The 25,889-nt window shown below is 65.6% G+C and carries 25 protein-coding genes; 14 read left to right on the top strand and 11 right to left on the bottom strand.

Going from position 1 to position 25,889, the window contains the following annotated elements; translation table 11 throughout:
• Positions 1-30: 30 nt before the first annotated feature.
• The 3 genes from AC1DO7_RS11405 to AC1DO7_RS11395 form a co-directional block, all read right to left on the bottom strand.
• On the bottom strand, positions 31-825 hold the full coding sequence (locus AC1DO7_RS11405) for an enoyl-CoA hydratase (RefSeq protein ID WP_441612111.1): 795 nt from the start codon (positions 823-825) through the stop codon (positions 31-33).
• 9 nt (positions 826-834) lie between these two features.
• Positions 835-1,806, bottom strand: a complete 972-nt coding sequence (locus AC1DO7_RS11400) for a Bug family tripartite tricarboxylate transporter substrate binding protein (protein WP_441612112.1) — start codon at positions 1,804-1,806, stop codon at positions 835-837.
• An 80-nt stretch (positions 1,807-1,886) separates the two neighbouring features.
• Positions 1,887-3,050, bottom strand: coding sequence for a CaiB/BaiF CoA transferase family protein (locus tag AC1DO7_RS11395; RefSeq protein ID WP_441612113.1), 1,164 nt, complete (start codon positions 3,048-3,050; stop codon positions 1,887-1,889).
• Between the two features lie 273 nt (positions 3,051-3,323).
• Here AC1DO7_RS11395 and AC1DO7_RS11390 point away from each other — a divergent pair, with 273 nt between their 5' ends.
• Positions 3,324-3,743, top strand: a complete 420-nt coding sequence (locus tag AC1DO7_RS11390) for a phasin family protein (protein ID WP_441612114.1) — start codon at positions 3,324-3,326, stop codon at positions 3,741-3,743.
• Positions 3,744-4,034: 291 nt separating this feature from the next.
• Here AC1DO7_RS11390 and AC1DO7_RS11385 read toward each other — a convergent pair whose 3' ends face one another.
• Together AC1DO7_RS11385 and AC1DO7_RS11380 are read right to left on the bottom strand one after the other, a co-directional pair.
• The gene (locus tag AC1DO7_RS11385; protein WP_441612115.1) at positions 4,035-4,469 is read right to left on the bottom strand and encodes an ester cyclase; all 435 of its coding nucleotides are present in this window, start codon (positions 4,467-4,469) and stop codon (positions 4,035-4,037) included.
• A 130-nt stretch (positions 4,470-4,599) separates the two neighbouring features.
• Positions 4,600-5,379 (bottom strand): SDR family NAD(P)-dependent oxidoreductase, encoded by a 780-nt coding sequence (locus tag AC1DO7_RS11380; RefSeq protein WP_441612116.1) that lies wholly within the window; start codon positions 5,377-5,379, stop codon positions 4,600-4,602.
• A 224-nt stretch (positions 5,380-5,603) separates the two neighbouring features.
• Between AC1DO7_RS11380 and AC1DO7_RS11375 the strand changes: the two genes are divergently transcribed.
• From AC1DO7_RS11375 to AC1DO7_RS11345, 7 genes are all read left to right on the top strand, one after another.
• Positions 5,604-6,146, top strand: coding sequence for a VOC family protein (locus AC1DO7_RS11375; protein ID WP_441612117.1), 543 nt, complete (start codon positions 5,604-5,606; stop codon positions 6,144-6,146).
• A gap of 307 nt (positions 6,147-6,453) precedes the next feature.
• Entirely contained in the window at positions 6,454-7,488 is a 1,035-nt protein-coding gene (locus tag AC1DO7_RS11370; protein ID WP_441612118.1) for a LacI family DNA-binding transcriptional regulator, read from the top strand.
• Between the two features lie 170 nt (positions 7,489-7,658).
• Positions 7,659-8,636 (top strand): quinone oxidoreductase family protein, encoded by a 978-nt coding sequence (locus AC1DO7_RS11365; protein ID WP_477116119.1) that lies wholly within the window; start codon positions 7,659-7,661, stop codon positions 8,634-8,636.
• Between the two features lie 176 nt (positions 8,637-8,812).
• Positions 8,813-9,889: a Bug family tripartite tricarboxylate transporter substrate binding protein gene (locus AC1DO7_RS11360; protein WP_441650033.1), complete on the top strand. Its 1,077-nt coding sequence runs from the start codon at positions 8,813-8,815 to the stop codon at positions 9,887-9,889.
• Between the two features lie 89 nt (positions 9,890-9,978).
• Positions 9,979-10,485: a 2,4'-dihydroxyacetophenone dioxygenase family protein gene (locus AC1DO7_RS11355; RefSeq protein WP_477116118.1), complete on the top strand. Its 507-nt coding sequence runs from the start codon at positions 9,979-9,981 to the stop codon at positions 10,483-10,485.
• A 125-nt stretch (positions 10,486-10,610) separates the two neighbouring features.
• Complete coding sequence (locus AC1DO7_RS11350) at positions 10,611-11,582, top strand: Bug family tripartite tricarboxylate transporter substrate binding protein (RefSeq protein ID WP_441612122.1); 972 nt, start codon at positions 10,611-10,613, stop codon at positions 11,580-11,582.
• Between the two features lie 163 nt (positions 11,583-11,745).
• Positions 11,746-12,771: a LacI family DNA-binding transcriptional regulator gene (locus AC1DO7_RS11345; RefSeq protein WP_441612123.1), complete on the top strand. Its 1,026-nt coding sequence runs from the start codon at positions 11,746-11,748 to the stop codon at positions 12,769-12,771.
• Here AC1DO7_RS11345 and AC1DO7_RS11340 read toward each other — a convergent pair.
• Together AC1DO7_RS11340 and AC1DO7_RS11335 are read right to left on the bottom strand one after the other, a co-directional pair.
• Positions 12,759-13,559, bottom strand: coding sequence for an SDR family NAD(P)-dependent oxidoreductase (locus AC1DO7_RS11340; RefSeq protein WP_441612124.1), 801 nt, complete (start codon positions 13,557-13,559; stop codon positions 12,759-12,761). The genes AC1DO7_RS11345 and AC1DO7_RS11340 overlap by 13 nt on opposite strands.
• Positions 13,560-13,583: 24 nt before the next feature.
• Positions 13,584-14,840, bottom strand: a complete 1,257-nt coding sequence (locus AC1DO7_RS11335; RefSeq protein ID WP_441612125.1) for an MFS transporter — start codon at positions 14,838-14,840, stop codon at positions 13,584-13,586.
• A 463-nt stretch (positions 14,841-15,303) separates the two neighbouring features.
• Between AC1DO7_RS11335 and AC1DO7_RS11330 the strand changes: the two genes are divergently transcribed.
• From AC1DO7_RS11330 to AC1DO7_RS11315, 4 genes are all read left to right on the top strand, one after another.
• Complete coding sequence (locus AC1DO7_RS11330) at positions 15,304-15,867, top strand: VOC family protein (RefSeq protein ID WP_441612126.1); 564 nt, start codon at positions 15,304-15,306, stop codon at positions 15,865-15,867.
• A gap of 4 nt (positions 15,868-15,871) precedes the next feature.
• Positions 15,872-17,473 (top strand): AMP-binding protein, encoded by a 1,602-nt coding sequence (locus AC1DO7_RS11325; RefSeq protein ID WP_441612127.1) that lies wholly within the window; start codon positions 15,872-15,874, stop codon positions 17,471-17,473.
• Between the two features lie 98 nt (positions 17,474-17,571).
• The gene (locus AC1DO7_RS11320) at positions 17,572-18,543 is read left to right on the top strand and encodes a quinone oxidoreductase family protein (RefSeq protein ID WP_441612128.1); all 972 of its coding nucleotides are present in this window, start codon (positions 17,572-17,574) and stop codon (positions 18,541-18,543) included.
• 32 nt (positions 18,544-18,575) lie between these two features.
• Entirely contained in the window at positions 18,576-19,814 is a 1,239-nt protein-coding gene (locus AC1DO7_RS11315) for a thiolase family protein (RefSeq protein ID WP_477116117.1), read from the top strand.
• Positions 19,815-19,986: 172 nt separating this feature from the next.
• On the opposite strand, the gene phaP is transcribed toward AC1DO7_RS11315, so the two are convergent.
• Complete coding sequence (phaP, locus tag AC1DO7_RS11310) at positions 19,987-20,547, bottom strand: TIGR01841 family phasin (RefSeq protein WP_441612130.1); 561 nt, start codon at positions 20,545-20,547, stop codon at positions 19,987-19,989.
• Between the two features lie 320 nt (positions 20,548-20,867).
• Here phaP and AC1DO7_RS11305 point away from each other — a divergent pair, with 320 nt between their 5' ends.
• Positions 20,868-22,076 (top strand): GNAT family N-acetyltransferase, encoded by a 1,209-nt coding sequence (locus tag AC1DO7_RS11305; RefSeq protein WP_441612132.1) that lies wholly within the window; start codon positions 20,868-20,870, stop codon positions 22,074-22,076.
• Positions 22,077-22,113: 37 nt separating this feature from the next.
• Here the strand turns inward: AC1DO7_RS11305 and AC1DO7_RS11300 are convergent, their stop codons facing one another.
• Complete coding sequence (locus tag AC1DO7_RS11300) at positions 22,114-23,769, bottom strand: AMP-binding protein (protein WP_441612133.1); 1,656 nt, start codon at positions 23,767-23,769, stop codon at positions 22,114-22,116.
• A gap of 788 nt (positions 23,770-24,557) precedes the next feature.
• Positions 24,558-24,725, bottom strand: a complete 168-nt coding sequence (locus AC1DO7_RS11295; protein ID WP_441612135.1) for a hypothetical protein — start codon at positions 24,723-24,725, stop codon at positions 24,558-24,560.
• A gap of 324 nt (positions 24,726-25,049) precedes the next feature.
• On the opposite strand from AC1DO7_RS11295, the gene AC1DO7_RS11290 reads away from it, so the two are divergent.
• On the top strand, positions 25,050-25,523 hold the full coding sequence (locus AC1DO7_RS11290) for a YbhB/YbcL family Raf kinase inhibitor-like protein (protein ID WP_441612278.1): 474 nt from the start codon (positions 25,050-25,052) through the stop codon (positions 25,521-25,523).
• Positions 25,524-25,585: 62 nt separating this feature from the next.
• Here the strand turns inward: AC1DO7_RS11290 and AC1DO7_RS11285 are convergent, their stop codons facing one another.
• Positions 25,586-25,837, bottom strand: a complete 252-nt coding sequence (locus AC1DO7_RS11285; RefSeq protein WP_441612136.1) for a hypothetical protein — start codon at positions 25,835-25,837, stop codon at positions 25,586-25,588.
• Positions 25,838-25,889 lie beyond the last annotated feature (52 nt).

Genomic DNA, 25,889 nt, shown 5'->3' with positions numbered 1-25,889 from the left:
GCCGGCCCCGCGCGCATATGTTGGCGCTGCCTACCGCTTGCGCTGCAGGAATTCGTTCATGAAGCGCTGCGGCTCCCCGGTATCGAAGGCGCTGCCGAACTCGCCCACGCTGTCGTTGATGGAGACATCCAGCGGGGCGTCTTCCCATGCGCGCAGCAGGCGCTTCTGCTGGCGCACCGCGGTCGGACCGAAGCTGGCAAGCAGCGAGGCGACGCGCTGCACTTCAGCATCCAGCTCCGCCAGCGGCACGACCTTGCTGACCAGGCCCCAGGCCAGGGCTTCCTTCGCATCCGATATCTCGCCGGTCAGCAGCATCCATGCGGCGCGCGCGTTGCCGATCAGGCGCGGCATGAGGGCGGCGTGGATCACCGAGGGGATGCCCACCTTGACCTCGGGCATGCCGAGCTGGGCGTTGTCCGCGGCGATGCGGATATCGCAGGCCAGCGCCAGCTCCAGGCCGCCGCCCAGGCACCAGCCCGGCATGCGGGCGATCACGGGCGCGGGAAAGTGCCGCAGCGCGTCGCACAGGCCGCGCAGGCCGCTGATGAAGGCCTCGCCGCTGGCGCGCGTCAGGCTGGCCATTTCCTTGATGTCGGCGCCGCCGATAAAGCCTTTTTCTCCCGCGCCCTGCACGATCAGCACGCGGATATCGGCGCGGCCGGCGAGCGTGCCGACGGCTTGCGTGAGCGCCGCGATCACCGGCGTGCCGAGGATGTTCAGCGAGCCGGCTTCGCGGATGGTGAGGGTGGCGATGCCGCGCTCGTCGACCTCGACGCCGGCGTGCTTGCCGGTGGTCTTGTCCTGGGTGGTGTCTGTCTGTGTCATGGGTCCGGCTTACTGGAGTTTGGTGAAATGGATCTCTTCGACGACCTTTTTCCAGTGCGCGTTCTGGCCGCGGATCAGGTCGCCGAAGGCCTTGCGGGTCATCGGGCTGGGGATGGCGCCCTGTTTTTCGATGGCGGTGACGACTTCCGGATCGGCCAGCACGCGGCGCACCGCGTCGTTAAGCTGGTCCAGGATCGGCGCGGGCGTGCCCGCGGGCGCGCCGAGGCCGAACCACGACGGGTTGTTCATCGCCGGCAGCCCGGCCTCGGCATAGGTCGGCACATTGGGCAGCGCCTTGAGGCGCTGCTTTGCCGCCACCGCCAGCGGGCGCAGGCGGCCGCCCTGGATCAGGCTGGAAGAGGAAGGGATGTTGTCGAACACCACCTGGATCTGTCCCGCCACCGCATCGTTGAGCGCGGGGCCCAGGCCCTTGTAGGGCACGTGGAGCATCGTGGTGCCGGTCTCGTTCATGAACAGCTCGCCGTTCATGTGGCTCAGGCCGCCGTTGCCGGAGGAGCCGAACGAGTATTTGCCCGGGTTGGCCTTGAGCAGCCTGACGAAGGCGGGCAGGTCGGCGGCCGGGAAGGCGGGATTGACCACCAGCACGTTGGGCACGTCGGCCAGGTTGCTGATGGGGTCGAAGTCCCTGACCGGATCGTAGGCGTTCTTCGCGTACACATTGGGATTGACCGCGTGCGAGCTTTCCACCTCCATCACCAGGGTATAGCCGTCCGCCGCTTGCTTGGCGGCGTAGGCGCTGCCTACCGCGCCGCCTGCGCCGGGACGGTTTTCCACCACCACGGGCTGCCTGAGCACGGCGCCGAGGCGGGTGCCGACGATGCGCGCGATGATGTCGGTGGTGCCGCCGGCGGCGTAGGGCACGATCAGCTTGACGGGCTTGTCGGGATACGTGGAGGCGCCGGCGCCGCTGGCGAGGGCAAGGCCGCCGACCAGGGTGGCGGCGAGGATATGTGTGTTCAAGCGTTGTCTCCGGATAAGGGTGTGTCTTGGTGTTGTGGCGCCGGTGTCCGGCGTTGCCCGCTGCCGCGCGGTGTCGCGCATCATGCGTGGGCCGGCATGTCGTGCTCGCCGAGCAGGGGAGGTGCCGCGCGCGCAGGTGCGCCGTCACTGGCCAGCATGGGATTGCGGATCATCGGCACGGGCCCGAGCGTGGGGTGCTCGGCGGTCTGCACCAGCCGGCGGTGCACTACCTGCGGATGGGCGAAGACCTCCTCCATCGAGTTGATCGGTCCCCACGGCACGCCGGCGGCGTCGAACGCATCGGTCCAGGCCTGGCGTTCGCGCGTCGGGAAGACATCGGTGAGGACCTGGCGCAGCGCGGGCAGGTTGGCGATGCGCGCGGAGTTGGTGGCGTAGCGATCGTCCGTCGCCAGCGCGCCGAGCCCGGCCACTTCGCAGAAGCGGGCGAACTGGGCATCGTTGCCGATGGCCAGGATGAGATAGCCGTCGGCGCAGCGGAACACTTCGTACGGTGCGCAGTTGGGGTGGGAATTGCCGCTGCGCCGCGGTGCGCGACCCGACACCAGGTAGTTCGAAGCCTGGTTGGCATTGAGCGCCACGGCGACATCCAGTAGCGCGATGTCCAGGTATTCGCCCGCGCCGGTGGCGTGCCGGCGAAACAGCGCCGCCAGCACGGCCGAGGTGGCGTACATGCCGGTGGTCAGGTCCACCACCGCCACGCCGGTGCGCAGCGGGCCGGCGCCGGGCTGGCCGTCGGGGTGGCCGGTATAGCTCATCAGGCCGCCCATGCCCTGGAAGACGTAGTCGTAGCCGGGCTTGTCGGCCATCGGGCCACTCTGGCCGAAACCGGTGATCGACAGGTACACCAGGCGCGGATTGAGTGCCCTGAGCGTTTCGTAGTCCAGCCCGTAGCGGCGCAGCGTGCCGACCTTGTAGTTCTCCACCAGCACGTCCGCTTCCAGCGCGAGCTGGCGGATCTGCGCGGCGCCCTCGGGCGTGGTGTAGTCGATGGCAACGGAGCGCTTGCCGCGGTTGCAGCAGATGAAGTAAGCGGAGAGGCTGTCGTCGCCGGCGGGATCCTGCAGGTAGGGCGGCCCCCAGCCGCGCGTGTCGTCGCCGTGGCCGGGGCGTTCCACCTTGGTGACTTCTGCGCCGAGGTCGGCGAGGTTCTGCGTGCACCAGGGGCCGGCCAGTATCCGGGACAAATCCAGCACCTTGATGCCGGCCAAAGCCTGATGAAGCATGGGTTCTCCGCAAGACTGATGGTGATGATGCGGGCGAGTGTAGCGACGGCCCCGCGGGCGGGCCAGTTCATAGTTTTGAAAGAAGCGTTCGCGGAATTCGAAGGAAGGCGCGCCTGCAACCGGGCACAGCCGGGCGCCCCGGACGCATTCATTTCCTAGCCTTGTGCGGCACGCGCTACACTTGAGCTGCCGCGCCCGCGATCTGGGTGCGGCAAGCCTGCGCCTGGCGCGGCTCATTTCCCGACCTCACCCCCCCTTGCGAGGAGATGCACCATGGCTACGACCTCAAATCCGTTTACCGATTTCAGCAAGTTGCTAGAGCAGTTCAAGCTTCCCGGCGTCGACATGACCTCGGTGATCGAAGCCCGGCGCAAGGATATCGATGCGCTGACGGAAGCGAACAAGGTTGCCTACCAGGGCATGCAGGCGCTGGTGCAGAAACAGACGGAGATCCTGAGCAAGACCATGCAGGAGATCCAGACGGCCGCGCAGCATATGTCCACGGGCGGCAATCCGGCGGAAGCCATGGCCAAGCAGGGCGAGTTCGTGCAGCAGGGACTGCAGAAGGCCTTCAACAATATGCGCGAGCTGGCCGAGATGGCGCAGAAGTCGCAGGCCGAAGCGCTGGCGGTGATCACCAAGCGCGCCGAGCAGAATATCGAAGAAGCCAAGAACCTGATGAAGGGCAAGTAAGCACGGGCGGATGCCGGCGGGCGCGAACCAGGTTCCCGCCCGGCGCCTGCCGCCGTGTCCCGCGCACGGCCTTCCCGGCGCGGATCGCGCCGGCCCCGGCGGGCCGGTCCGCGTGCTCAAGGAAAGGCAAGCCACATGCTCGCGATTACTGGTGCCGACCCCCGATGGGGCTGGGCGCTGGCATCCTGATCACGCCGCGATTGCCGGGCTACACCGTGGCGGTCTGCCTGAGCGTGACCGGTCTGCCGGGTTTGTCCGGCGGCCGCGGGCCAGGGCAGTCGAAGCAATTCCTCAGACCAGGCCAAGAGCGCGCAGCTTTGCGTCCGCCGCCGAGTAGGGCCGTTCGCAGATGATCTTGTCCGAGTTCGCGGCAAACTCGAACGTCGCCGCCATTCGCACGCGGAACTTCCGGCCGGTTGGCTCGAAGACCTTGCCGTTCGCCTTCAGCGGGCCGAGGTGCGTGCCAGATAGCCAGAATTCAACGAGAACAGTGTCATCGTCCGCGGCGATGGCGATGATCTCATTGGCAAGGTCGGGGAAGGGGATGCGCGAGGAATCGAAGTAACCCCGGACCTGCTCCTCGCCGTCAAACACGACCCCCGTAGCGTGCATTTCATACCGGGGGTGCTGGAATGTGTTGATCACGGCGTCCCACTCGTGGGTGCATTCCAGTGCCATGTGGTCGCGCACGGTCTGAATGCGCGCGGCGCTCAAAGTATCGGTCATCCTTGTTCTCCGTCGGATATGTCTAGGGTAATGATGGGCGGCTCGAGTCGGGCCGCCGCGAGAATTGGTGCTGAACTGCCCGGGCGTTGCCTGTCGGCCGATCGCGCGACGGCATGGCCCTGTCCGGCTTTTAGCGAAGCAGACGCCACCCGCCATCCACGGTGAACTCCCCGCCGGTGATATAGCCTGCTTCGTCCGATGCCAGGAATGCGATCAGATTGGCGACATCCTCGGCCCGTCCCTGGTCGCCGAGCGGAATCTGGCGTCCGTTCGGCCTGGGGTCTGCGCCGCCCGCGGCCTGGCGTTGCTGGTATTGGGTGAAGATGCTCTCAAGCATCGGCGTGGACGTCTTCCCGGGATGCACTGAGTTGCAGCGGATCTTGTTGCCGTTTTCCGCGCCGGCCAGGGCAACCGTCTTGGTCAGCTGTGTGACCGCCCCTTTGCTGGCGCCGTACGCGACACTTTGCGTTGTCGGGTAGTAGGCACCCACTGAAGCCAGGTTGATGATCGAGCCTGCACCGGTCTGCCGCATCGCGGCCATCGCCTCGCGGCATCCCAGGAAGGTCCCGTCGAGGTTGACCGAAAGCACGCGGCGCCAGTCGTCGAGCGTGGTCTTGGCCAAGGTGCCATTGACGACGTCGCCAACGATGCCTGCCGCGTTGACCAGCACATCAAGCCTGCCATGCCGGTGCAGAATGGCTTGGACGGTGTGCGCCCAGCTCGATTCGCTGGTCACGTCGAGCGGCACGAACTCGCCGCCAATTTCCGCGGCGACCTTTGCACCGTTGCTGCTGGCCAGGTCGGCAATCACCACTGTTGCCGCGCGCTGGGCCAGCAAGCGCGCCGTGGCGGCTCCGATGCCGGACGCGCCACCAGTGATCAGGGCTACTTTCTCCGCGAACTGCGCCATTTTCCTGTCTCCTGTTTGTTGTTCTGCAGTCTCTTTCCAGTTTGCGAGCCTCGTTTTCGTCAAACTGAAGAAACGTTTCCACAGATGGATTGCATTGTTGTTCCGGGTTTAAATCGCAACAATCATGGTAAACACTAGCCTTGTTGGCGGGCCTGTTGATGATATATTGTAAAAACGTTTCTGCAAGGGCAGGGCAGACTTTTCAAGATCACTAGGAGACACCGATGAGTTATCTGTTTGGCGCGGTTCGGCAGCTTGGTTACGTCGTGAACGACATTGAGAAAGCAATGGCGCACTGGACGGAGAAGCTCGGTGTCGGGCCCTGGTTCTACAAGGAAGACGTTGGTACGACCGAGTTTCGCTACTACGGCAAGAATTCGACGCCGCCCAAGCTCTCCATCGCCCTGGCAAACTCGGGGGATCTGCAGATCGAACTGATCCAGCAGCGAGATGACGCGCCCTCGCTCTACCTGGACTCATTGAAGCGAAGCGGCGAGGGCGCGCAGCACATCGCGTACTGGACGGAAGACCGCTTCGACGAGATCGTCGGCCGGCTTCTGGACGCCGGCTACGTGGAGGGGCATGGCGGCCGCATGGGGTCGCGGGGTCGCTTTGCCTATTTCGTCAACCCCGACCTGCCTAGCGGGATGTTCGAGATCTCGGAAATGGCCGGCGGCAAGGCCGAATATTTTGCCGAGGTGAGGCGTGCCGGCCTCGCCTGGGACGGCAAGGGCGAGGCCATCCGGCTGATCGGCGCCCCGCGATAGTTGCCATCCGGGGCTGGAGCGTTCCGCGAGGGGCGCTCTGACCTCGGGGCGGGACGATCTCTGCCTCCACGAGTGCGCGTCATCCGGTGAGCTAGAATGCTCGGCATTCATATAAGACGTTACTCAGCCTGAACCCGCTGCCTCGCGGCGCACGTTGGGGCAAAAGGAGAGAATCGATGTTGCAGTCCCGTGCACTGCCTGAACATGTGTGGCGCAGCGTGTCGCACCAGACTGTGTCGGGTGTTTGGTCGAGCATGCGCGTGGCCCCGGGCGCTTTGGCCAGCCAGCGCACAACGATGCACGCCAAATGAAGCCGCGCATCACGATCCGGGAGGTGGCAAAGGAAGCGGGCGTCTCCATTGGCACGGCTTCGCGCGCGCTCAATCGTGCAGGGCGGGTGAGCGAAGCCGCCATTGCCGCTGTCACCAAGGCCGCGACCCGCCTGGGGTATGAGCCGGACGCCATTGCCCAGAGCATGCGCACGCGCTCGTCGGGAGCCATCGGCATCCTGGTCTCCGATCTGTCGAACCCGCTTTACGCACGCATCATCATCTCCATCGAGGCGTCCCTGCAGGCCGCGGGCTACGCGCTGCTGATCGCGAGTACGCATAACGATGGCAAGCGCGAGAAGAACCTGATCGACCTCTTTCGCCGGCGACGGGTGGACGGGCTGATCCTTGCCCCTTGCGATGCAGAGAATCCAAGGATGCTGGAGCAGCTTTCGCAGGAAATGCCGGTCATCGCCCTTGACCGGGACCTTTCCGTGGTCGGAACCGGTGTTCATGTCGATCACTATGGCGGTGCCATGCAGGCGACCCGCTATCTGCTGAACCTGGGGCATACGCGCATCGCGTTATTGACGCCTGGGAGTGCGCTTCGACCCGGGCGGGAGCGGATTGCCGGATTCACGGATGCGTACAAGGAGCGCGGGCTCAAGCCCGCGCCCAAGCTCATCCGTTCGGAGAAATCGGCGATGGAATTCGCTTTCAGCGAAGCGCTGTCGCTATTGTCCGGTCCGGATGCCCCCACCGCATTCCTGTGTCTCGGGACGCGGATCCTGTCGGGCGTGCTCCAGGCGCTGCGGCACACCGGCAGGGTTGTGCCGGATGACGTGAGCGTGATCAGTATCGGCGATACCGATCTCTCGCAACTGTTCAGCCCATCGATCACCTCGTTGACCTGGGACCTCGACGTAGTCGGCACGGTCCTCTCCCAGATCATGCTCAAGCGCCTGGAGAAGGATGCGGAGGTCGAGCCGGAGACGATCGCCATCACGACCCAGCTCGTTCTCAGAGAGTCTTGCGGGCCCGTTGCCGCCAGCCGCAAGAAGACCACGGCATAGACATTCCCGACCCCGACGGAACCCGGACAGCGCCGCTTCGAACTGAAGCGGTTTTTTTGTCCTGCATCCACTTGCCCAAACGGTAGAAACGTTTCTACAATGATCATGCCAACGGCGTCGTAGCCTTCGGACACGAGGTCGCGCCAGAACTATTTCGACAGGAGACATGCATGAAAGCTGCGATTCGCAACGAGACCGGACTGGTCATTGCAGATATCGAGATCCCTCGCCCCAAAGCCACCGAAATCCTTGTGAAGGTGCGGGCGAGTTCCCTGAATCGCGCAGACCTGTCGCTCGTCGATGGCAAGTCGCACGGCTCCGTCGGGGGCCCCGGCACGGTCCTGGGTCTTGAGTGGTCTGGTGACGTGGTCGAAGTGGGAGAGGCGGTCACCGCATACAAAGCCGGCGACAAGGTCATGTGCTCCGGCATCGGCGGGTTCGCCGAGTATGCCGTCACGGACTGGCGTCGCGCTTTCCCGTTTCCGGCGGCCGACATGGACTATGAAACCGCCGCCTGTCTCTGTGTCGCGCTGCGAACGACGCACACGGCGATGCGGCAGACCGCGCAACTGGAAGCGGGCCAGTCGGTCATGGTGCTGGGGGCATCGTCCGGCGTCGGCCTGATGAGTCTCCAGGTGGCCAGGCACTTCGGCGCGAGCCTGGTGATCGGCACCTCGACCAAAGCGGACCGGCGTGATCGGCTGGCCGGGTTCGGTGCCGATGTCGCGCTCGACAGCAACGATCCGGGCTGGGTGAAAAAGGTGCTCGAGCTCACGGACGGCCGCGGCGTCGACCTTCTCGTCGACTTCCTGGCGGGGCCGCTGATCAACGACAGCATGCGCGCCGTGGCCATAGTAGGGCGGATCGTCAATATCGGCCGGATGGCGGGAGAGAGCGGAACCTTCGATTTCGATCTTCACTCGATGCGCCGGATCCAGTATCTCGGCATGACGTTCAGGACCCGCTCGGTCGAAGACGTGGGGGCGATCGCAGAGCGCGTGCGCAAGGACTTCTGGCCCGCACTCGCGCGTGGGGAGCTGCGCCTTCCCATCGATGTGCGGCTGCCGCTCGATCGCGTGGCGCAGGCGTGCGAAATGATGCGCGAGAACACACATTTCGGGAAGATCGTCCTCACCCAGGATTCCTGAGCGACCTGGCTGGCAGACGTCCCGAATGCCGGTCCGCCGCCGATAGTCTCCGGACCCAGGCCGGGCGGGGATACCGGATCTCCCTGGYCGCCTGCACCGGAGTGCCTTTGCGCACCCGGCATCAAATTCCCCGCGGGTTTACCACCATTTGATCGTAAAGGCTGTCACCGCAAAATATGTGGAAACGTTTTACCTTGTTCCATCGACATGATAAGTGCCACGATCAGAAGTCTGATCAGAAATCTGAAAAGAGTGGTGCACCGCCCCACAAGTTGGAGACAGAAATGAAGAAGCTCAGCGCCCTCACCTTGCTCACTGCGATCACCCTGTCCGTTGCGGCTCAAGCACAGGGCGAAGTGGCGTATCCCAGCAAGCCGATCCGCCTGATTGTTCCCACGGCGCCAGGCGGCGGTGGCGATGTGTTTGCCCGCATCCTGGCGGACCAGGTCGGCCGTCGCCTGAAGCAGCCACTGGTGGTCGAGAACAATGCCGGCGCCGGCGGCACGATCGCCATCGGGCAACTGGCGCGCGCCACCCCGGATGGCTACACGATCGGCCTTGGCACGATGACCACGACCACGCTCGCGCCCGCCGTGTACCAGGCCTTGCCATACGACCCGGTCAAGGACCTGACCACGATCGCTCGCGTTGGCACATCGCCAATCATCCTGGTCGCCACCAAGGACTTTCCCGCCAACAACCTGAGGGAATTCGTGGCGGTAGCGAAAAAGAGCCCGACACCCATCCAGTTCGGCACGTGGGGGCCCGGCTCCACCGGGCACTTCTGTGCCGAGGTCCTTGCCCAGAAGACTGGCATCAAGCTCGACCATATTCCGTTCAAGGGGACCTCCCCGGTGGTTACCGCAATGCTCGGCGGCATCGTGAAGGTGGGCTGGCTGGACATTGGCAGCGGCACTTCCGCGGTCAGGTCCGGGAAGATCAAGGCGCTGGCCATGTGCACCCGCCGCAGCGCGAATTTCCCCAACGTCGCGACGTACAAGGAGCAGGGCGTCGATTTCGACCAATGGACCGGCTGGGCCATGTTTGCTCCGGCGGGCCTGCCCAGGGCGATCGCAGACAAGCTTGCCGCAGCGGTTCAGCAAGCGCTGAAGGATCCGGCCGTGACCAGCAAGATGGCCGATCTCGGCATTACGCCGGACTTCGTGCCAGGCAGCGAGCAAGCCGCGATCAACGCCCGCGATATCGAGGTCTGGAAGCGGATCGCGCGCGAAGCAAATATCACGCTGGAGTAGGCAGGCGCCGGATGCGGTGGCCGGGCCGCCGGGTGGCTGGCCACCGCCATGTGCTGCACCAGCAGGCGATCATTCCATAGGAGGTTGAGATGGCACTACCGAAGGTTGTTACGCATCAGGACCGTTTGCTGACGGTCAATATCCATGAGTCGCAAGAGTTCCCGGGATCCGAACCGGGCTCCACGATCATCCCCTTGTTTCTCGACCGCGAGAACGGCGTCTGGGTGCTGTATGGCAAGTTCGAGCCGGGCACGACGCTGCCGCCGCACTTCCACACCGGCACCGTGCATTTCTTTACGACCAAGGGGCAGTGGAACTATGTAGAGTACCCGGCCGACCCGCAAACCGCGGGTAGCTACCTTTACGAGCCCGGTGGCTCGGCGCATACGTTTTCAGTGCCGGCCGATGCCAAGGAGCCGGCCGAGGGCTTCATGGTGGTGTACGGCGCCAACGTCATCTTCTCCGACGGGGAATACCAGAGTGTCCGGGATGCCGGAGCCATCGAAGAAGGCATTCTTGCCGCGGCCCGGCAGGCAGGCCYCCCCGTGCCCCGCTATATCCGGCCCAAGGGCGGCGCGGAGTTTTCGCGGGACTGACTCTCGATAGTTCGAAATGCGCTTCCCCATGCGTGCCCTGGGACAGGGCATGCGCGGTCGGCGCACGCTGCGCAAGGCGTGGTCGATCGATCCTCACCGATAAGAAAACAACGGAGACAAGTGTCATGAAGAAGTCCCTCTGCTTGGGTCTCTTGGCCTTATGCGCGGCGTTCGCTGGCACTGCCATGGCCGAAACCCCCGATGAATACCCGGCGCGTCCCGTCAAGCTGATCGTGCCGTCGGCGGCGGGCGGCGGCGCGGATGCGTTCGGTCGGCTGCTCGGCGAGCAGCTCGGCAAGCGACTCAGGCAGTCGTTCGTGGTGGAGAACATCGCAGGGGCCGCAGGCACGATCGCGATCGCGCAGCTCGCTCATGCCAAGCCGGATGGCTACACGATTGCGCTGGGGACGATGACCACTACCACGCTAGCGCCCGCGGTCTATCATCAGCTGCCCTACGATCCCGTCAAGAGCCTCACCACGCTGGCGCGGGTTGGCACGTCGCCGATCATTCTCGTGGCGACAAATGATCTGCCTGCAAACAACCTCAAGGAGTTCATCGAGCTGGCCAGGAAGAGTCCCAGGCCCATTCAGTTCGGTACCTGGGGTGCGGGCTCGACCGGCCATTTCTGCGCGGAGGTGCTTGCGCAAAAGACCGGCATCAAGCTCGATCACATTCCGTTCAAGGGCGGCGCCGCCGTCATGACGGCGATGATGGGCGATGTCGTGAAGGTGGGCTGGCTCGATATCGGCTCGGGAACCGCGGCAGTGAAGACCGGCAAGATCAAGGCGCTTGCCATGTGCACCCGGCGTACGTCGAACTTCCCGAACGTGGCGACGTACAAGGAGCAGGGGGTTGATTTCGACCAGTGGACCGGCTGGGCCATGTACGCCCCCGCAGGCGTCCCGAAGCCGTTCGTCGAAAAGCTCTCGGCTGCGCTCAGGGATGCGCTGCAGGACCCCGCCGTCAAGGCCAGGATGCTTGACTGGGGCATTACCCCGGACTACCTGGCCGGCGAAGAGCAGGCAGCCGTCAATGCCCGCGAGATCGAAGTCTGGAAGCGGGTTGCCAGGGAAGCGAATATCACGCTCGATTGATCGACATCGGCAGGCGCAAGTCAGGCCGGAAATCAGGCCGGAAATCAGGGCGAAAATCAGGTCGAAGACGCCGGATCGACCACAAGCGGGCCGCAGCTCTCCGGGGGTGYGGCCCTATGCTTTGCGGCGCGTTCCAGTCAGTGCGCTGGGGTATACTTTCGGCATGAAGCGACCTGTCCAAATCCGCGATGTGGCCAAGCTAGCCGGGGTATCGGCGAGCAGCGTGTCGCGCGCCCTGAATCGTGACCGCTACGCCAGCGAAGAACTCCGCGCCCGGGTTGCGGACGCCGTGGCAACGCTGGGGTACGAGCCGAATTCGCTGGCCCAGAGCCTGCGCAACCAGTCCAGTCGTACCATCGCATGCATGGTTTCCGACGTGACCAATCCAATGTACGCGGAGATCGTCGGCGCGGCGGAGCTTCGGTTCCAGGAAGCCGGATACCTGATGATCGTGGCGAATTCGCGCAATGGCACGAAGGAACTCGAACTCCTGAACATGTTCAGGCGCCGGCGCATGGATGGCCTGCTGCTGACCGTGGATGACGATACGCGTGAGGATGTGCTCGATGCCATGCGGGGTGCGGAAGCGCCCCTTGTGCTGCTGGATCGCGACAGTCCCCTGTCTTGCGATCGCGTCACGGTGGATCATCGGCAAGGCGCGCGTTCAGCGATCGCGTTTCTTCTCAGCCTCGGGCAYCGGCATATCCTGCTGGAGACGCCGCCGGCGAGTGTCCGGCCGGGCCGCGAGCGCATCGCGGGCGCGCAAGAGGCAGTTCAGGCGGCCGGCCTGCCGTTGTCGGTACTCACGGTCATCGAGCATGCCGACCCTTCGCAGACGCGCGTATTCAGCGACGTTCTGCACGAGTTGTCGAAGCCAGCGCGGCCGACCGCCATCGTTTCGCTCGGCACGGAGATGCTCGCGGGTGCCCTGGCGGCAGTGGAAGCGAGTCGCCTCAGGATTCCGGAGGATATCTCGGTCATCAGTATCGGCGACACCGTCCTGGCACAGTTTGCCGCGCCCGGCATCACCGCGCTGCGCTGGGACTTGAAGCAGTTCGGCCGYACGGCGGCGGAACTGCTGCTGGATCGCATCGAGGGCCGCGGCGGCGACAGCAGGACGGTGATGTTCCCGACCGAACTCCTGCTGCGACGCTCGTGCATGCCGCCGCCGGAAGCTCAGCGCATATAGGCGCCCCCGTTCACATCGAGCGTGCTGCCGGTCATGTACGACGACAGGTCCGAGGCAAGGAACAGGCACGCGCCCGCGATCTCGCCGGCGCTCCCGGCGCGGCCGAGCGGCCAGCTCCCCGCCGCGGCATGCAGGACATCCTCCGGCGTATTGGTGCGAGAGAAGTCGGTGACGATCAGCCCAGGCGTGATCGCATTCGCGCGGATGCCGTCGGGACCCAGTTCCCGGGCGAGTGCACGGATGTAGCCGAGCACGCCGGCCTTCGCCGCGCAGTAGTGCGCGCCGCCAAATACCCCGCCGCCTTGCTGCGCCGACATTGACGACACGGCGATGATCGAGCTGGCCTTCTGGCTCCGCATGGCCGGGATCGCCGCCTGGGAGAGCTGCATGGTGCCTCTGAGCACAACGTCGGTGACCCGCAGGTAGTCCTGCAGCGTGATGTCGGCCGCGCAGACCTTCTGCGTGAGGCCGGCGTTGTTGATCAGGACATCGATGTGCCCGCCCGAAGCACCCCATTCCCGCACCTCGCTGATAGCGGCGAGGCAGGATTCCATGCTCGTAACGTCGCAACGAACCCCCAGGGCCACCGGCTCGCCCCGGGCGACATCGCGCGCGGCCTCCCTGACCTCGTCCTCGTCGAGGTCGAGCAGCGCCACCCGCGCGCCGTGTTCGATGAAGAGCCTGGCAGTTGCCCGTCCGATTCCCTTGGCGCGGCCCGCGCCGGAGATCACGGCGGTCTTCCCGGCAAGCAGTTTCCCGGTCATGGTTCTGGTTTCAATGCGGTTCATGCTGGTCTCTGGCTGTTCAAATACTTAGCGGTGGCCGGCGGGGACGCCCATGGAGGCGGCGATCCGTTTCGACGGCCACAGGATGATCTGCATCACGACGCACGCCAGGAGCAGGGTGCAGGACAAGATGACGAGGCTCCATCCGAATCCGCCCGTGGCCTGGCGGATGGTCGCCACCAGCAGCGGTCCGACCAGGCCGGAGCAGTTCGAGCAGGTGGTGATCAGCGCGATGGAAGCCGCGAGCCCCTCGCGCGGCAGCACTTCCCCGACGCTCGCCCATACCAGCGTGAGTGCGCTTGCCAGGCCGGCACCTGCAAACACCAGGCCCACCATGGCGATGAACAGGTGCTGTTGCATCAGCGCCGCCGTCGTCAGGCCCGCCGCGCCCACCAGCGCCGCAACCGCGAAATGTCCGCGGCGCTCGCGCGTTTTGTCGGAGTGGGAGGCCATCCAGAACGAGGCTGTCGCGCCGGCGATGGCGGGCAGCGACGACAGCAGGCCGATTTCCATCAATGACAAGCCCATGCTTTTCAGCAGCGTCGGCTGCCAGAAGGCAAGGGCATAGATGCCCAGGACGGTCAGGAAGCAGACCAGGCCGAAGCCCCAGGCCCTCGGCTGCCGCAGTGCGGTGCCAAGGTGGCCGGCGGCCCGGCCTTCGTTGCCGGAGCGCGCCAATGCCTGCACGCGCGACTTCTCCTCCGGCGCAAGCCAGTGCGCGCGGCCGGGATGGTCGTCAAAGCGCAGCAGGGTGACCGTGGCGAGGGCGAACGCCGGGAGGCTTTCCAGCGCGAACAGCCACTGCCACCCTTCGAGCCCGCCTTTGCCGTGCAGCCAGGTCATGACGCCGCCGGCAATCGGCCCGGAAAGGATCGGCGCAAAGCCGGCGCCCATCAGGAAGATGGCGTTGGCGCGGCCCCTGCGTTCCGGCGGATACCAGAGCGTCAGGTAGTAGAGCGCGCCCGGCACGAGCCCGGCCTCGAACATGCCGAGGAAGAATCGCGCCACGTAGAACTGGGTGGGTGTGGTGACGAACGCCGTCGCCGCGGACGCCACCCCCCACAGGACCATGATCCGGACCAGCGTGCGCTTTGCCCCGATACGCGTCAGCAGCAAGTTGCTGGGAATCTCGAACAGCACGTAGCCGAGAAAGAGCACGGTCGCGCCCAGCCCGAAGACGGTGTCCGCGAACCTGAGCGTTTCCTGCATCTGCAGTTGCGCGTACCCGATGTTCGTGCGGTCCAGGTAGTTGATGAAGTACGCCAGGAACAGCAGCGGCAGCAATCGCCAGGATATGCGCCGGAAGAGCGCGTCGTCTGCGGATGGCGTCGAAGCGCTTGCCGCTTCGCTGGGGCCGGCGCCCGATGTTGAGTGCATGAATTGTCTCCTCGTTTTGGTACCAGCCCGCACTGTCGGGGGCTTGTCCGAGGCAAGTGTAGTTCGACTGGAATCGATTGCACATAGGGATAACCATGGGCGCGCATCGGACGAACCGATCTGCGGTCGCCGGATGCGTGCTCATGTCTCGATGGCGGCCAAAACCCACAAAAATGCGGCGTATTTCGCAATCGCTGCACTATCCGTTCGCCAGCGAGAGGAATGCCGGTCTCTCATCCTAGGGTTATCCCTATTGGGAATCGATTCCAGAAACGAACTAAACTCGCCTCACTTCGAGCGGCAACGGCGGGCGGTCAGGGCCGGCCGGTGCGTGCCGGGGGCGAATCAACGAGGATCGAGGAGACAAGGAATGAGTCAGAAATTCGGCGGCGTCCGCCAGGTCGGGTACGTCGTGCGCGACATCAAGGCCGCGATGGCGCATTGGGTCAACCTGGGGATCGGGCCCTGGTTCTACATGGACGACGTCGGCACCAGGGAGTTTCGCTACTTCGGCGAGAACTCCCGCTTGCCGAAACTCTCGATCGCGCTGGCGAACTCGGGCGACCTGCAGATCGAACTGATCCAGCAAAGGGACGATGCGCCGTCGCTGTATAACGATTCCCTGAAGCGCAACGGGGAAATCGCGCAGCACGTCGCCTACTGGACGGAGGACCGCTACGACGAGATCGTCGCAACCTTGCTCGGACTTGGCTATGTGGAGGGGCATGGCGGTCGCATGGGTGGCGCCGGCCGCTTTGCGTACTTCGTGCACCCGGACTTTCCGAGCGGGATGTTCGAGATCTCGGAGATGGCGGGCGGGAAGGCGCAGTACTTCGAGGCGATCAGGCAGGCCGGGCTGGCGTGGGACGGATCCGATCCGGTGCGCATCGTCGAGGTTCCGCCGGCAGCGGCGCAGACCGGTGCGGGGGACTGATCCCGTGGATGCGCTCTCACTCAAGAACGAGCAACGGACGCTGGGCGCGTGCCTCGCCATGCAGGCGGCACTGCGCCCCGACAAGGTATTCCTTGTCTTCGAAGACCGGACCTATACCTACGGCGAGTTCGATGCCTGGGTGACCCGCCTGGCGCGCGGACTGACCGGGCTCGGCCTGCGCAAGGGGGACAAGCTCGCGATCATGCTGCCCAACTGCGCCGAGTTCATGGGCTTGTGGTTCGCGTGCGCGCGTCTCGGGCTGCTGGAGGTGACCGTCAACACGGCCTACCGTGGCCCGCTGCTGCGGCACGTGATCGAGCACTCGGATGCGCGCATGGCCGTGGTCTCGAAAGCGTTTGTCGAACGCTTCCAGGATGCGCACGTCGGCTTCGGCAAGCTCGAGGCCATGATCGTGCCGCGGGCGGACGGCGAAGCGCTCCCGGACTTGCCGATCCCGGGCGTCCGCTTCGAAACGCTGGAATCGTCCGGCGTGCCCCTGCCCGATGTGCACGTCTCGAACCGRGACCCGCTGGCAATCATGTACTCGTCGGGGACGACAGGGCCATCGAAGGGCATCCAGCTCTGCCACAACTACTTCTGGTGGCATGGCAGCAAGACCGCCGACGGGCGGCACATCGGCGACGATGACCGCCTCTACACCTGCCTGCCGCTGTTCCACGCCAATGCCCAGCTGGTGACGGTCACGCCGGCGCTGATGGCCGGCGCCACGCTGATCGTGGACGATCGCTTCAGCGCGTCGAATTTCTGGGAGCGTCTCAAGGGCTTCGGCGCAACGCAGATCAACTACATCGGCGGCATGATCCCGATCCTGATGAAGCAGCCCGACAGCCCCGCCGATCGCGACCACGCCGTCAGGTTTGCCTCGGGCGGCGGTGCGCCCAGGGACCTGTGGGAAGCATTCGAGCAGCGCTTCGGCCTGAAGCTCTACGAGGGGTATGGCCAGACCGAGAACTGTGTCGCGCTCGCAAGCCCCATCGACGCGCCGCGCGTGGGTTCGGTGGGATTGCCGATCTGCGGCTATGACGTCGATCTTGTCGACGGCAACGACGAGCCGGTTGGCGTGGATGCGATCGGCGAGCTCGTGTTCCGGCCCCAGGAGCCGTACATCATGATGGACGGCTACTACAAGAATCCCGAGGCGACGCTGGCGCAGAGCCAGAACCTGTGGTTCCACACCGGCGACCTGATGAAGCGGGACAGCGACGGCTACTTCTACTTCGTCGACCGCAAGAAGGATGCGATCCGCCGTCGCGGCGAGAACATCTCCGCATTCGAGGTCGAGATGGTCGTCAACGCGCACCCGGCGGTTCTCGAGTCCGCTGCCATTGCCGTGCCATCCGAGGTTGGCGAGGACGAGGTCATGGTTTGCGTGGTGCGCAAGGAGGGCTCGGCGCTATCCGCGCTCGAGCTGATCCAGCACTGCGAGAAGCTCATGCCGTATTTCTCGGTGCCTCGTTTTGTCGACTTCCGCAGCGACTTTCCCAAGACGCCGACGCATCGCGTTGAAAAGTATCGCTTGCGCGAAGAAGGGATCACGCCTTCGACCTGGGACCGGGAAAAGGCGGGCTATACGCTGCGCCGCTAGCCGGCGCGGGCCGGCCCGGATCGTGTGGATTGCCGGCATGGCCATGCGCGGCATAGCCCGGGCCAAGGCAATCGGAACTTCATGTCACAAGGAAAACCATGCGTGCATTTTTATCTGACGGCGACAGTGTCGTCCCGGCCGACGTGCCTCGCCCTTCGCCGGCCGACGGGCAAGTGCTCGTCAAGGTCCGCGCCAGCGCGTTGAATCGTATCGACCTGACGATGGCCAAGGGCAAACGGCATGGCGCGGCGGGTGGCCAGGGCGTGCCTCTGGGTGTCGAATGGGCCGGCGAAGTCGTCGCTGTCGGCAGCCAGGTCAAGGCCTGGCAAATCGGTGACCGGGTGATGGGCGCCGGCATCGGCGCATTCGCGGAGTACACGCTGGCCCATCCGGCCATGATGTACGCCATCCCGCAGGGCATGCCCTTCGAAGAGGCCGCGGCATTGCCCGTAGCCATGCAGACCATGCACGACGCCATCTCGACGCACGGCGCCATGCAGGCCGGCCAGTCGGTCCTGATCCAGGGGGCGAGTTCAGGGATGGGGCTGATGGGGATGCAGATTGCCAGGCTGCTTGGCGCGGGCCTGGTGCTGGGCTCCTCGACCTCCGCGGCGCGCCGGCAAAGGCTGCGCGACTACGGTGCGAACCTGCCGGTCGACACCGGCAGGAGCGACTGGGTCCAGGAGGTGACCAAGGCCACCGCAGGGATGGGCGTCGACCTGCTGGTCGATCTGATCGGTGGGCCGTTCGTGAATGGCGGGATGTCCGCAACCCGCGTGGGCGGCCGCATGGTGAATGTCGGGCGGGTCGCCGGCGAGAGCGGCGACTTCGACTTCGACCTGCATTCGATGCGCAGGATCACCTACATCGGCGTGAGCTTCCGCACCCGGACCCCGGCCGAGGTGGCCGCCGTCGTGGCGCGCGCCAGGCACGACCTGGAGCCGGCATTGAAGCTGGGCAAGATCAGCATGCCGGTGGACAAGGTGTATCCGCTCGCCGACCTCGCCGGCGCGCTGGAGCACATGGCGCAGAACGGGCATTTCGGAAAGATTGTCGTCACCGCCGGCTAGCGCGGTGACCGGGACGAGAAACAGGAGACAACATGGAAAACGTATATGTCATTGGCGTCGGGATGACGCCATTCGGCCGCTTGCTGGATCTGAGCATCAAGCAGATGGCAAGCGCAGCCGTCGACGCGGCGCTCAAGGATGCCGGCGTTGAAAAGGAAAGACTGCAGGCGGCATTCTTTGCGAATTGCGTGCAGGGCCATATGGAAGGGCAGCATATGATCCGCGGCCCCGTGGCACTGCGCCATATGGGTATCGGTGGCATCCCGGTCACCAGCGTCGAGAATGCCTGTGCCAGCGGCAGTACCGCGCTGAACCTGGCGTACAACTTCGTCAGGTCGGGGGAGGGGGATATCGCGCTCGCCGTCGGCGCCGAGAAGATGTATTCGCAGGACCGGGAGCGCATGTTCTCTGCGTTCGACAGCGGCTGGGACATCGCAGAGGTCGAGGCCGCCAGGGAGCGGCTGCTCAAGCTCGGCCGGGGCGTCGAAGTCCCGCCGGGCAGCACCTCTGCAAAGCCGTACAGTGTGTTCATGGACATCTATGCGGCTTCGGCACGCGAGCACATGAAGCGCTACGGCACCACCCAGCGCCAGATCGCAGCCGTCGCGTCCAAGAACCACAAGCACTCGCAGTACAACCCGCTCTCCCAGTACCGGAACCCGTACTCCGTCGAGGAGATCCTGGCGGCGCCCCCGATCGTCTATCCGCTGACCGCGCCGATGTGCTCGCCCGTGTCGGACGGTGCGGCCGCGGCGATCGTCTGCAGCGAGAGCGTCTYGCGAAGGCTCGGCCTGAGCCGCTCCCGGGCGGTGCGCATCGCCGCGTCGGTCGTACGCACCGGGGCCGATCGGGATGTGAACGATGTCGAGAACGCCTGCACCGCGATCGCGGCCAGGCTAGCTTACGAAAAGGCCGGCATCGCTCCGTCGGACGTATCGGTGGCCGAAGTTCACGACGCCACCGCGATGGGCGAGATTGTCCAGACCGAGAACCTTGGCCTCTGCGCGTTCGGCGAGGGCGGGGCGCTGGCGGAGCGCGGCGACACGGCGCTCGGCGGACGGATCCCTGTGAATCCCTCCGGCGGACTGGAGTCCAAAGGGCACCCCATTGGCGCGACAGGCCTGGCACAGATACACGAACTGGTGCTCCAGCTTCGTGGCGAGGCGCAGGGGCGGCAGGTTGAACATGCCGCGGTGGGCATTGCCGAGAATGGTGGCGGACTGATCGGCGTGGAAGAGGCAGTTGCCTGCGTGACGATTCTTTCGCGCTGAGTCCGAAGGGCTCTTCTTCTTTCTCGTCCAGGAGAAGGATGACAACAGGAACGCTGCGCGTTCCTGTTGTTCCCGGCAGGACGATCAGGCGGGTCGCGGCGTCGTCGCGCGACGCCTGCCACCTGAGCGTCTGCTGCCGCGCGGCACGAGAGCTGTGCCGCGCGATGCGCCGTCAGGCTACCTTGACGGCGCGGCGGGCGCCTTGCTGCACGGCGCCGGAGGCTACCGCGGTCGAGGCCTCGAAGTTCGACTTGACCGTCTCGGCGGCTTGCTTGGTTGCCTTCTGCACCGATTCATAGGTGTTGTTGGCGGCCGCGACCGTCGACTGCAGGAGCGCGGTGAGGGCTTCCGAGCCGGCCGGCGCGTTCTTCACGAAGGTGTCGACGAAAGCCTGCACGCGGCGGGTGTGTTGTTCGTACTGCGCTTCCACGGCCTTGGCGAGTTCGGTCTGCGTGTCGGAGGCGATCTCGTACACGTGTTGCACGTACGACAGCGCCTTGTCGGCCGCCGGTTGCGCCAGCGTGCCTCGCGTGGTGAAGACGTCGCGCAGGTCGCGGCCCGACAGGGCGGCCTGGATATTATCCTGGCTTTCGGCGATCGACGATTTGACTGCCTGCAGGTTCAGCTCGGCCAGTTTCTGGAAACCGTCGAAGGCCGTATTCGTCAGCGCGAACAGGTTGGCGAAATGGGCTTTCTGGGCTTCTGCGAACTGGTCGGACGAAAAAACGAACATGCGTGCTCTCCTGTGAATCGCCCGGCCGCTTGGCCGACTCAGGGCCGGCATGCACTGGATGTGGATGCCGTGCGGATCGGGTCGAGGGTCTGGTTCGGAAGGGATGGGCGTCACCGGTTTGCGCAGTGCACCATCCAAGGGCAGATTCTAGAGGGGGCTATTTGGATAGCCCCTAGGGACATACCCGGACATCTGGCGCTTATCGCTGTTGCTGTGCAGCATGGTCGACATCAAGCGCACCCCCGTGACGTGGGGAGCGGTTTCAACCGGCGGGCTTATGTTGGCTACCGCACGTCGCGCTGGCGGAATCGGCGGCTACCATGCCGCTGTTCTTCCCGACGCACGGACCTGCCATGCGCCACTGCGCCGTCCAGCACGAAGTGATCAGCGATACCCAGGCCTTTCACGCGCTCGCGCCGGAATGGGATGCGCTGTGGCAGAGGGCCAATGGCGCGCATTTCCAGTCGTTTGCCTATTGCGCAAGCAGCCTAGGGGTGGCCGCCACCATGGCGGGCCGCAAGCTGCAGTGCCTGGCCGGACGCTCGCAGGGCCGGCTCGTGGTGCTATGGCCGCTGGTCGTCTACCGCAGGGCGGGCTGGCGTTTCATGCAGCCGCTGGGGCCCGGCTACAACCCGCCTCACGACATCCTGGTCGAACCCGGCGCCGATGCCGCGGCGATCGTGTCTGCCGCCTGGCACGCCATGCTCGCCAGTGCCAGGCCGGACCTCGTCTACCTGCCGCGCGTGCGCAGCAGCTCGCTGCTGCACCGCTGCGCAAGCGAAAGCGGCCGGGTTGCCTATCGCCTGGACGAGATCACCCCCGTGGCGCGGATGCGCGAGCAGGCCGGGTGGACCGCATTCTGCCGTTCGCGCACCGGCCGCTCGCGCAATCCGCCGGACTACCTGCTGCGGCGATTCGAGGGGCAGGGCAAGGCCGAGGTCCTGATCGTCGATCACAACGACAGCCGGGCCGCCTTCTTCGTCGACTGGTTGCTGCTGCACAAGCGGCGCTGGGCCGAGCGCGGCGAGATAGAAAGCGCGTGGCTGTTCTCCGACGACAGCCACGCGTTCCTGATGCGCCTGATGGCGGTCGGCGACATGCATGCCAGCCGGCATGCCCAGCCCTTCCGCTTCTTTGTGCTGACGCTCGACGGCGTGCCGGTAGCGCTCAACCTGCTCGCCATCCAGAACCATTGCGTCGACCTCGTCATCAACACCTACGACGCCGCGTACGCGAAGTTGTCGCCGGGCACGGTGCTGATCGACTGGTGCGTGAAATGGGCCTTCGACCATCGCTTCGATTTCGACTTCGGCTCCGGACGGCAGCACTACAAGCAGTTCTGGAGCAATGGTGTCGCTTACGCCACGGCCAGCCTCCATGTCGCGCATACGCAATGGGGGCTGGCGGGCTACAGGCTGCTGCAGGGCGCGCGCTGGGCGCGCGGGCGCATCGCCCGGCTGCGCGGGCATGCAGAGGATGAGGACGGCCGCGACGGCAGCGCGTCCGCTCGCGCCACCCGGTCCGCGTGAGCCCTCTTGCAGATGGACGGCGCGGGCCGGTGCGCTGCTAGGCGTGCGTTCCGGCTTCGCGCAGCTTGGCCACTTCCTGGTTGCGCAGGATGAAGCGCTGGACCTTGCCGCTCGGCGTCTTGGGCAGTTCGGCTACGAACTCGATCTCGCGCGGATAGGCGTGGGCCGCCAGGCGGTTGCGCACATGCAGGCGCAGTTGCTCGGCCAGTTCGGGTCCCGCGCGGTATTGCGGGTCCAGCACGACGAAGGCCTTGATCAGCTCCGTGCGTTCCGGATCGGGTTTGCCGATCACCGCGGTCTCGATCACGGCCGGGTGCTCGATCAGCGCGCTCTCCACGTCGAAGGGGCCGACGCGGTAGCCCGAGGTGGTGATGACATCGTCGTTGCGGCCGATGAAGCTGATGCTGTTGTCCTCGTTCAGCTCCGCCGTGTCGCCGGTCAGGTAGTACTTGCCGACGAAGGCGCTGGTGTGCGTTTCGTGATAGCCGCCGAACCAGCACATCGGCGACTGCGCCAGGTCCAGCGCCAGCGTGCCTGGCTGGCCCGCCGGCAGTTCGCGCGCTTCGTCGTCGAGCACGACCACGCGATGGCCGGGGCTGGCGAAGCCGGCCGCGCCCAGGTGGACCGGATGACGCAAGGCGTGGTGATTGCATAGCACCATGCCAAGCTCGGTCTGGCCGTAGTGGTCGTGGATGGTGACGCCGAGCTGGTCGGCGAACCAGCGGATGACCTCGGGGTTGAGCGGCTCGCCGGCGCTGCTGACCGCGCGCAGCTTGCCGCGCAACGGACCGGACACCGCCTGCCCGGCGGCGATCAGCAGCCGGTATGCGGTGGGCGAGCCGGCGAGGTTGGTGATGCCGTATTTGTTGATGACGCGGCAGGTGCTTTCGATGCTGAACGGGCCGTCGTAGAAGGTGGTCGGATGGCCCAGGGCCAGCGGGCCGGTGACCGCGTAGTACAGGCCGTATGCCCAGCCGGGATCGGCCAGGTTCCAGAACGCGTCATCGGGGCGCAGGTCCACCGCGTCGCGCATATAGCCGGCGAATGCGGCCACGGCCTTGAGCGGCACCAGCAAGGGCTTGGCGGGGCCGGTGGTGCCGGAGGTGAACATCATCAGGAAAGGGTCGCTGCCCTTGCGCATGACCGGCGCGAAGTCCGCCGGCTGGCGGTCCAGCTCGGCCCAGAAGCTGAAGTCCCCGCGCACCAGGCCGCGGCCCTTGGCGCCGGCCACGGTGAGCACCGCGGGGCAGCCCTGCACGTCGTCGAGCTTGCCGCGGTTGGCGCCGTCGGTGACGACCAGGCGCGCTCCCGATGCCTGCAGGCGGTGCTCGATGGCTTTTGGCCCGAAGGCGGTAAACAGCGGCTGGTAGACCGCGCCTGCGCGCCACGTGCCGAGGATGGTGGCCAGCAGCTCCGGCGTGCGCGGCAGCAGCCCCGCGACCCGGTCTCCGGGGCCGATGCCCTGCGCCTTGAGGAACCCGGCGAACTGCGCCGAGAGCTTTTGCAACTGGGCGAAGGTGTAGGTTTCGCTGCTACCGTCGCGGCCTTCCCAGAACAGCGCGATGCGTCCGGGCAGCGCATGGCGGTCGCAACATTCGACGCAGGCGTTGAGGGCGTCCGGCGTGCCGCTCAGGCGCTCCGCCAGCGATGCCTCATAGGAAAAGCCTGCGATGGCCTCGGCGTAATCGCGCATGGTGGTCTCCTTGGTGTCTCTCGTGATTGGCGGGCGTGCGTGCGGACCGCGTCTGGCGAAATTCTGGGCCAGGCCCGCGTGCGCGGCAATGGCCTCGCCGCGCACGCTGACTGAACGACCACCACCGTGACCACCGCCGCTACCGCCGCCGTGACCACCTCCGCCGCCACCATGCCCGCCGCCGTAGCCCGGCGGACGCTCTCCGTGCGGAGGACCGCCGGGCGGGCGCGCATGCGGCGGCGCATAGCCGGGGCCATGTCCGTACGGTGACGGGCGCGGCGCCCAGCGTCCCTGGTCGTGATACCAGGGACGATTGCGATAGTAGTTACCCCAATACGAACCGATGGTGAAGCTGACGATGGGCAAGCCGATCATGGTGCCGTAGTTGAGCACCGGTACCTGGCTGCCCTGGTAGGGGTAGCTGAGCATGCCCGCATAGACCCAGCCACGCAGGTTGGGCAAGGMCACGTCGCACCAGGTGTACTGGGCGATGCAGCCCATGACCGAGAGTGGCGTGCCGCCCGCGAGTTGGGCAACCACCGGGTATTCCTGTCCCGGTCCGGCCAGCAGGTTGACGGGGCCGGCCGTGAATGCCCGCCCGGGTTGCGCATGGACCGCGCCGGGCAAGGCCGCCGCGGTGGCGAATACCGCCAGGGCGCATTGCACTATGCTGCGGTGCATTGTGTGTCTCCTGCTCGAAGCCGGGCGCAGGCGAAGACCGCGGCATGGATCATGCCGCTGCAGTGCAGCGGACAGCGAATCGGGGCCGTGCTAACGGCTTGCCCCGTTCACCCCATGGTGTGCCATGGCGAGACCGAGAACGCGACCATCAGGGCCGAGACGATGGCGGGGGCGCCGAATTTGATGGCGCGGGATTGCGCGAGCGTGCCGAGCAGGACATAGAGGCACACCAGGACAATAGCGCACACGAAGACAAGGCTTTGATAATCTTGCATTTGATGTCTCCCTTAGCCGTTATATCTTTAACGTTATATCTAATGACACCGTCCGTACGCAGAGCTGCCTTGAGCACGTTCGAGTTCATGGTATGCCTGTAACCTCCGCGCTGCAATCGGGACGGCCAGAGGGTATACGCGCACATTCCTCGCGCGCGCCGCACGAAATCACGCGCATTCCCGTTCGCGCGGATCCATGCATTTCACTTATCTGATCGGCAGGGGACACGAATGGAATTCAAATGCAGATGGCACGCGCCGGCCGCCGGCGCACTGATCGCGATTGGCCTCGCCTGCGGGCTCGGCAATGCTCGCGCGGCGGGAATGCAGGTGTCTTCTTCCTCGTATGCGGAAGGCACCTCCATACCCTCGCTGCATGCCAATGACACGCAGAATTGCGGCGGCAAGGGGGTGACACCGCAGGTCTCCTGGTCCAATCTTCCCGCCGGCGCGAAATCGGTCGCGGTGCTGTTGTTCGACCCCGATGGCGCAAACGGGCTCAGCGTCTCGCACTGGGTCGCGTACAACATCGCGGCCGAGCGCGGGCAGCTCAAGCAGGGCGAAGGGAGGAGCAGCGGGGATGGCATCACGGTGGGCAAGAACGTGACTGGCGACATGGCCTACCGGGGCCCCTGTCCGACGGTCGGCGACGTGCCGCATCACTATGTGCTGAGCGTGGTCGCCAGCGACCTCGCGCCTGGCGCGCTACCGCAGGGACTGAGCCGGGACGAATTGTTCTCTGCGCTCAAGGGGCACGCGCTCGGCGCACAGAGCGTGGTCGGCAGGTACGGGCGCTGAGTGCGCCGTCAGCGGGATATGGCGCCGGCACCGTGACACCAGGTGCCGGCGCCGGTTGCGCATCACAGCGGGACGACCTTGGGCGGCGGCGATTCCGCATGACCCATGCCGGGCAGGGTCACTGGCAGTGGCATCGACTTGAGCAAGTCGCGCATCTGCGGCGGCAGCCATGGAAAGCCACAGGACGCCGATGGCGGGGAAAAGCCGGGGTCGAGGTCGCGGTTGAGATAGGCGATGCCGCCACGCGTGGCGGCCATGGCGTGGCGGTCCATGCCATCGGCACGGGACAGGTCTCGGATCAACAGGGTTTGCATGACAGTCTCCAGACGGTTTGATTGCGAGCGGCAGAGGTGCGCTCACAGGCAA

Source organism: Cupriavidus sp. 05N40, assembly GCF_056397305.1.
Note: the sequence above shows the minus strand (reverse complement) of the source record. Positions and strands in the feature narration are given on the sequence as shown.

Excerpts from the sequence above, each read along its gene's own strand:
- AC1DO7_RS11405 (WP_441612111.1), bottom strand. The coding sequence starts at position 825 with ATGACACAGACAGACACCACCCAGGACAAGACCACCGGCAAGCACGCC.
- AC1DO7_RS11395 (WP_441612113.1), bottom strand. The coding sequence starts at position 3,050 with ATGCTTCATCAGGCTTTGGCCGGCATCAAGGTGCTGGATTTGTCCCGG.
- AC1DO7_RS11390 (WP_441612114.1), top strand. The coding sequence starts at position 3,324 with ATGGCTACGACCTCAAATCCGTTTACCGATTTCAGCAAGTTGCTAGAG.
- AC1DO7_RS11385 (WP_441612115.1), bottom strand. The coding sequence starts at position 4,469 with ATGACCGATACTTTGAGCGCCGCGCGCATTCAGACCGTGCGCGACCAC.
- AC1DO7_RS11380 (WP_441612116.1), bottom strand. The coding sequence starts at position 5,379 with ATGGCGCAGTTCGCGGAGAAAGTAGCCCTGATCACTGGTGGCGCGTCC.
- AC1DO7_RS11375 (WP_441612117.1), top strand. The coding sequence starts at position 5,604 with ATGAGTTATCTGTTTGGCGCGGTTCGGCAGCTTGGTTACGTCGTGAAC.
- AC1DO7_RS11370 (WP_441612118.1), top strand. The coding sequence starts at position 6,454 with ATGAAGCCGCGCATCACGATCCGGGAGGTGGCAAAGGAAGCGGGCGTC.
- AC1DO7_RS11365 (WP_477116119.1), top strand. The coding sequence starts at position 7,659 with ATGAAAGCTGCGATTCGCAACGAGACCGGACTGGTCATTGCAGATATC.
- AC1DO7_RS11360 (WP_441650033.1), top strand. The coding sequence starts at position 8,813 with ATGTGGAAACGTTTTACCTTGTTCCATCGACATGATAAGTGCCACGAT.
- AC1DO7_RS11350 (WP_441612122.1), top strand. The coding sequence starts at position 10,611 with ATGAAGAAGTCCCTCTGCTTGGGTCTCTTGGCCTTATGCGCGGCGTTC.
- AC1DO7_RS11340 (WP_441612124.1), bottom strand. The coding sequence starts at position 13,559 with ATGAACCGCATTGAAACCAGAACCATGACCGGGAAACTGCTTGCCGGG.
- AC1DO7_RS11330 (WP_441612126.1), top strand. The coding sequence starts at position 15,304 with ATGAGTCAGAAATTCGGCGGCGTCCGCCAGGTCGGGTACGTCGTGCGC.
- AC1DO7_RS11320 (WP_441612128.1), top strand. The coding sequence starts at position 17,572 with ATGCGTGCATTTTTATCTGACGGCGACAGTGTCGTCCCGGCCGACGTG.
- phaP (WP_441612130.1), bottom strand. The coding sequence starts at position 20,547 with ATGTTCGTTTTTTCGTCCGACCAGTTCGCAGAAGCCCAGAAAGCCCAT.
- AC1DO7_RS11305 (WP_441612132.1), top strand. The coding sequence starts at position 20,868 with ATGCCGCTGTTCTTCCCGACGCACGGACCTGCCATGCGCCACTGCGCC.
- AC1DO7_RS11300 (WP_441612133.1), bottom strand. The coding sequence starts at position 23,769 with ATGCGCGATTACGCCGAGGCCATCGCAGGCTTTTCCTATGAGGCATCG.
- AC1DO7_RS11295 (WP_441612135.1), bottom strand. The coding sequence starts at position 24,725 with ATGCAAGATTATCAAAGCCTTGTCTTCGTGTGCGCTATTGTCCTGGTG.
- AC1DO7_RS11290 (WP_441612278.1), top strand. The coding sequence starts at position 25,050 with ATGCAGGTGTCTTCTTCCTCGTATGCGGAAGGCACCTCCATACCCTCG.
- AC1DO7_RS11285 (WP_441612136.1), bottom strand. The coding sequence starts at position 25,837 with ATGCAAACCCTGTTGATCCGAGACCTGTCCCGTGCCGATGGCATGGAC.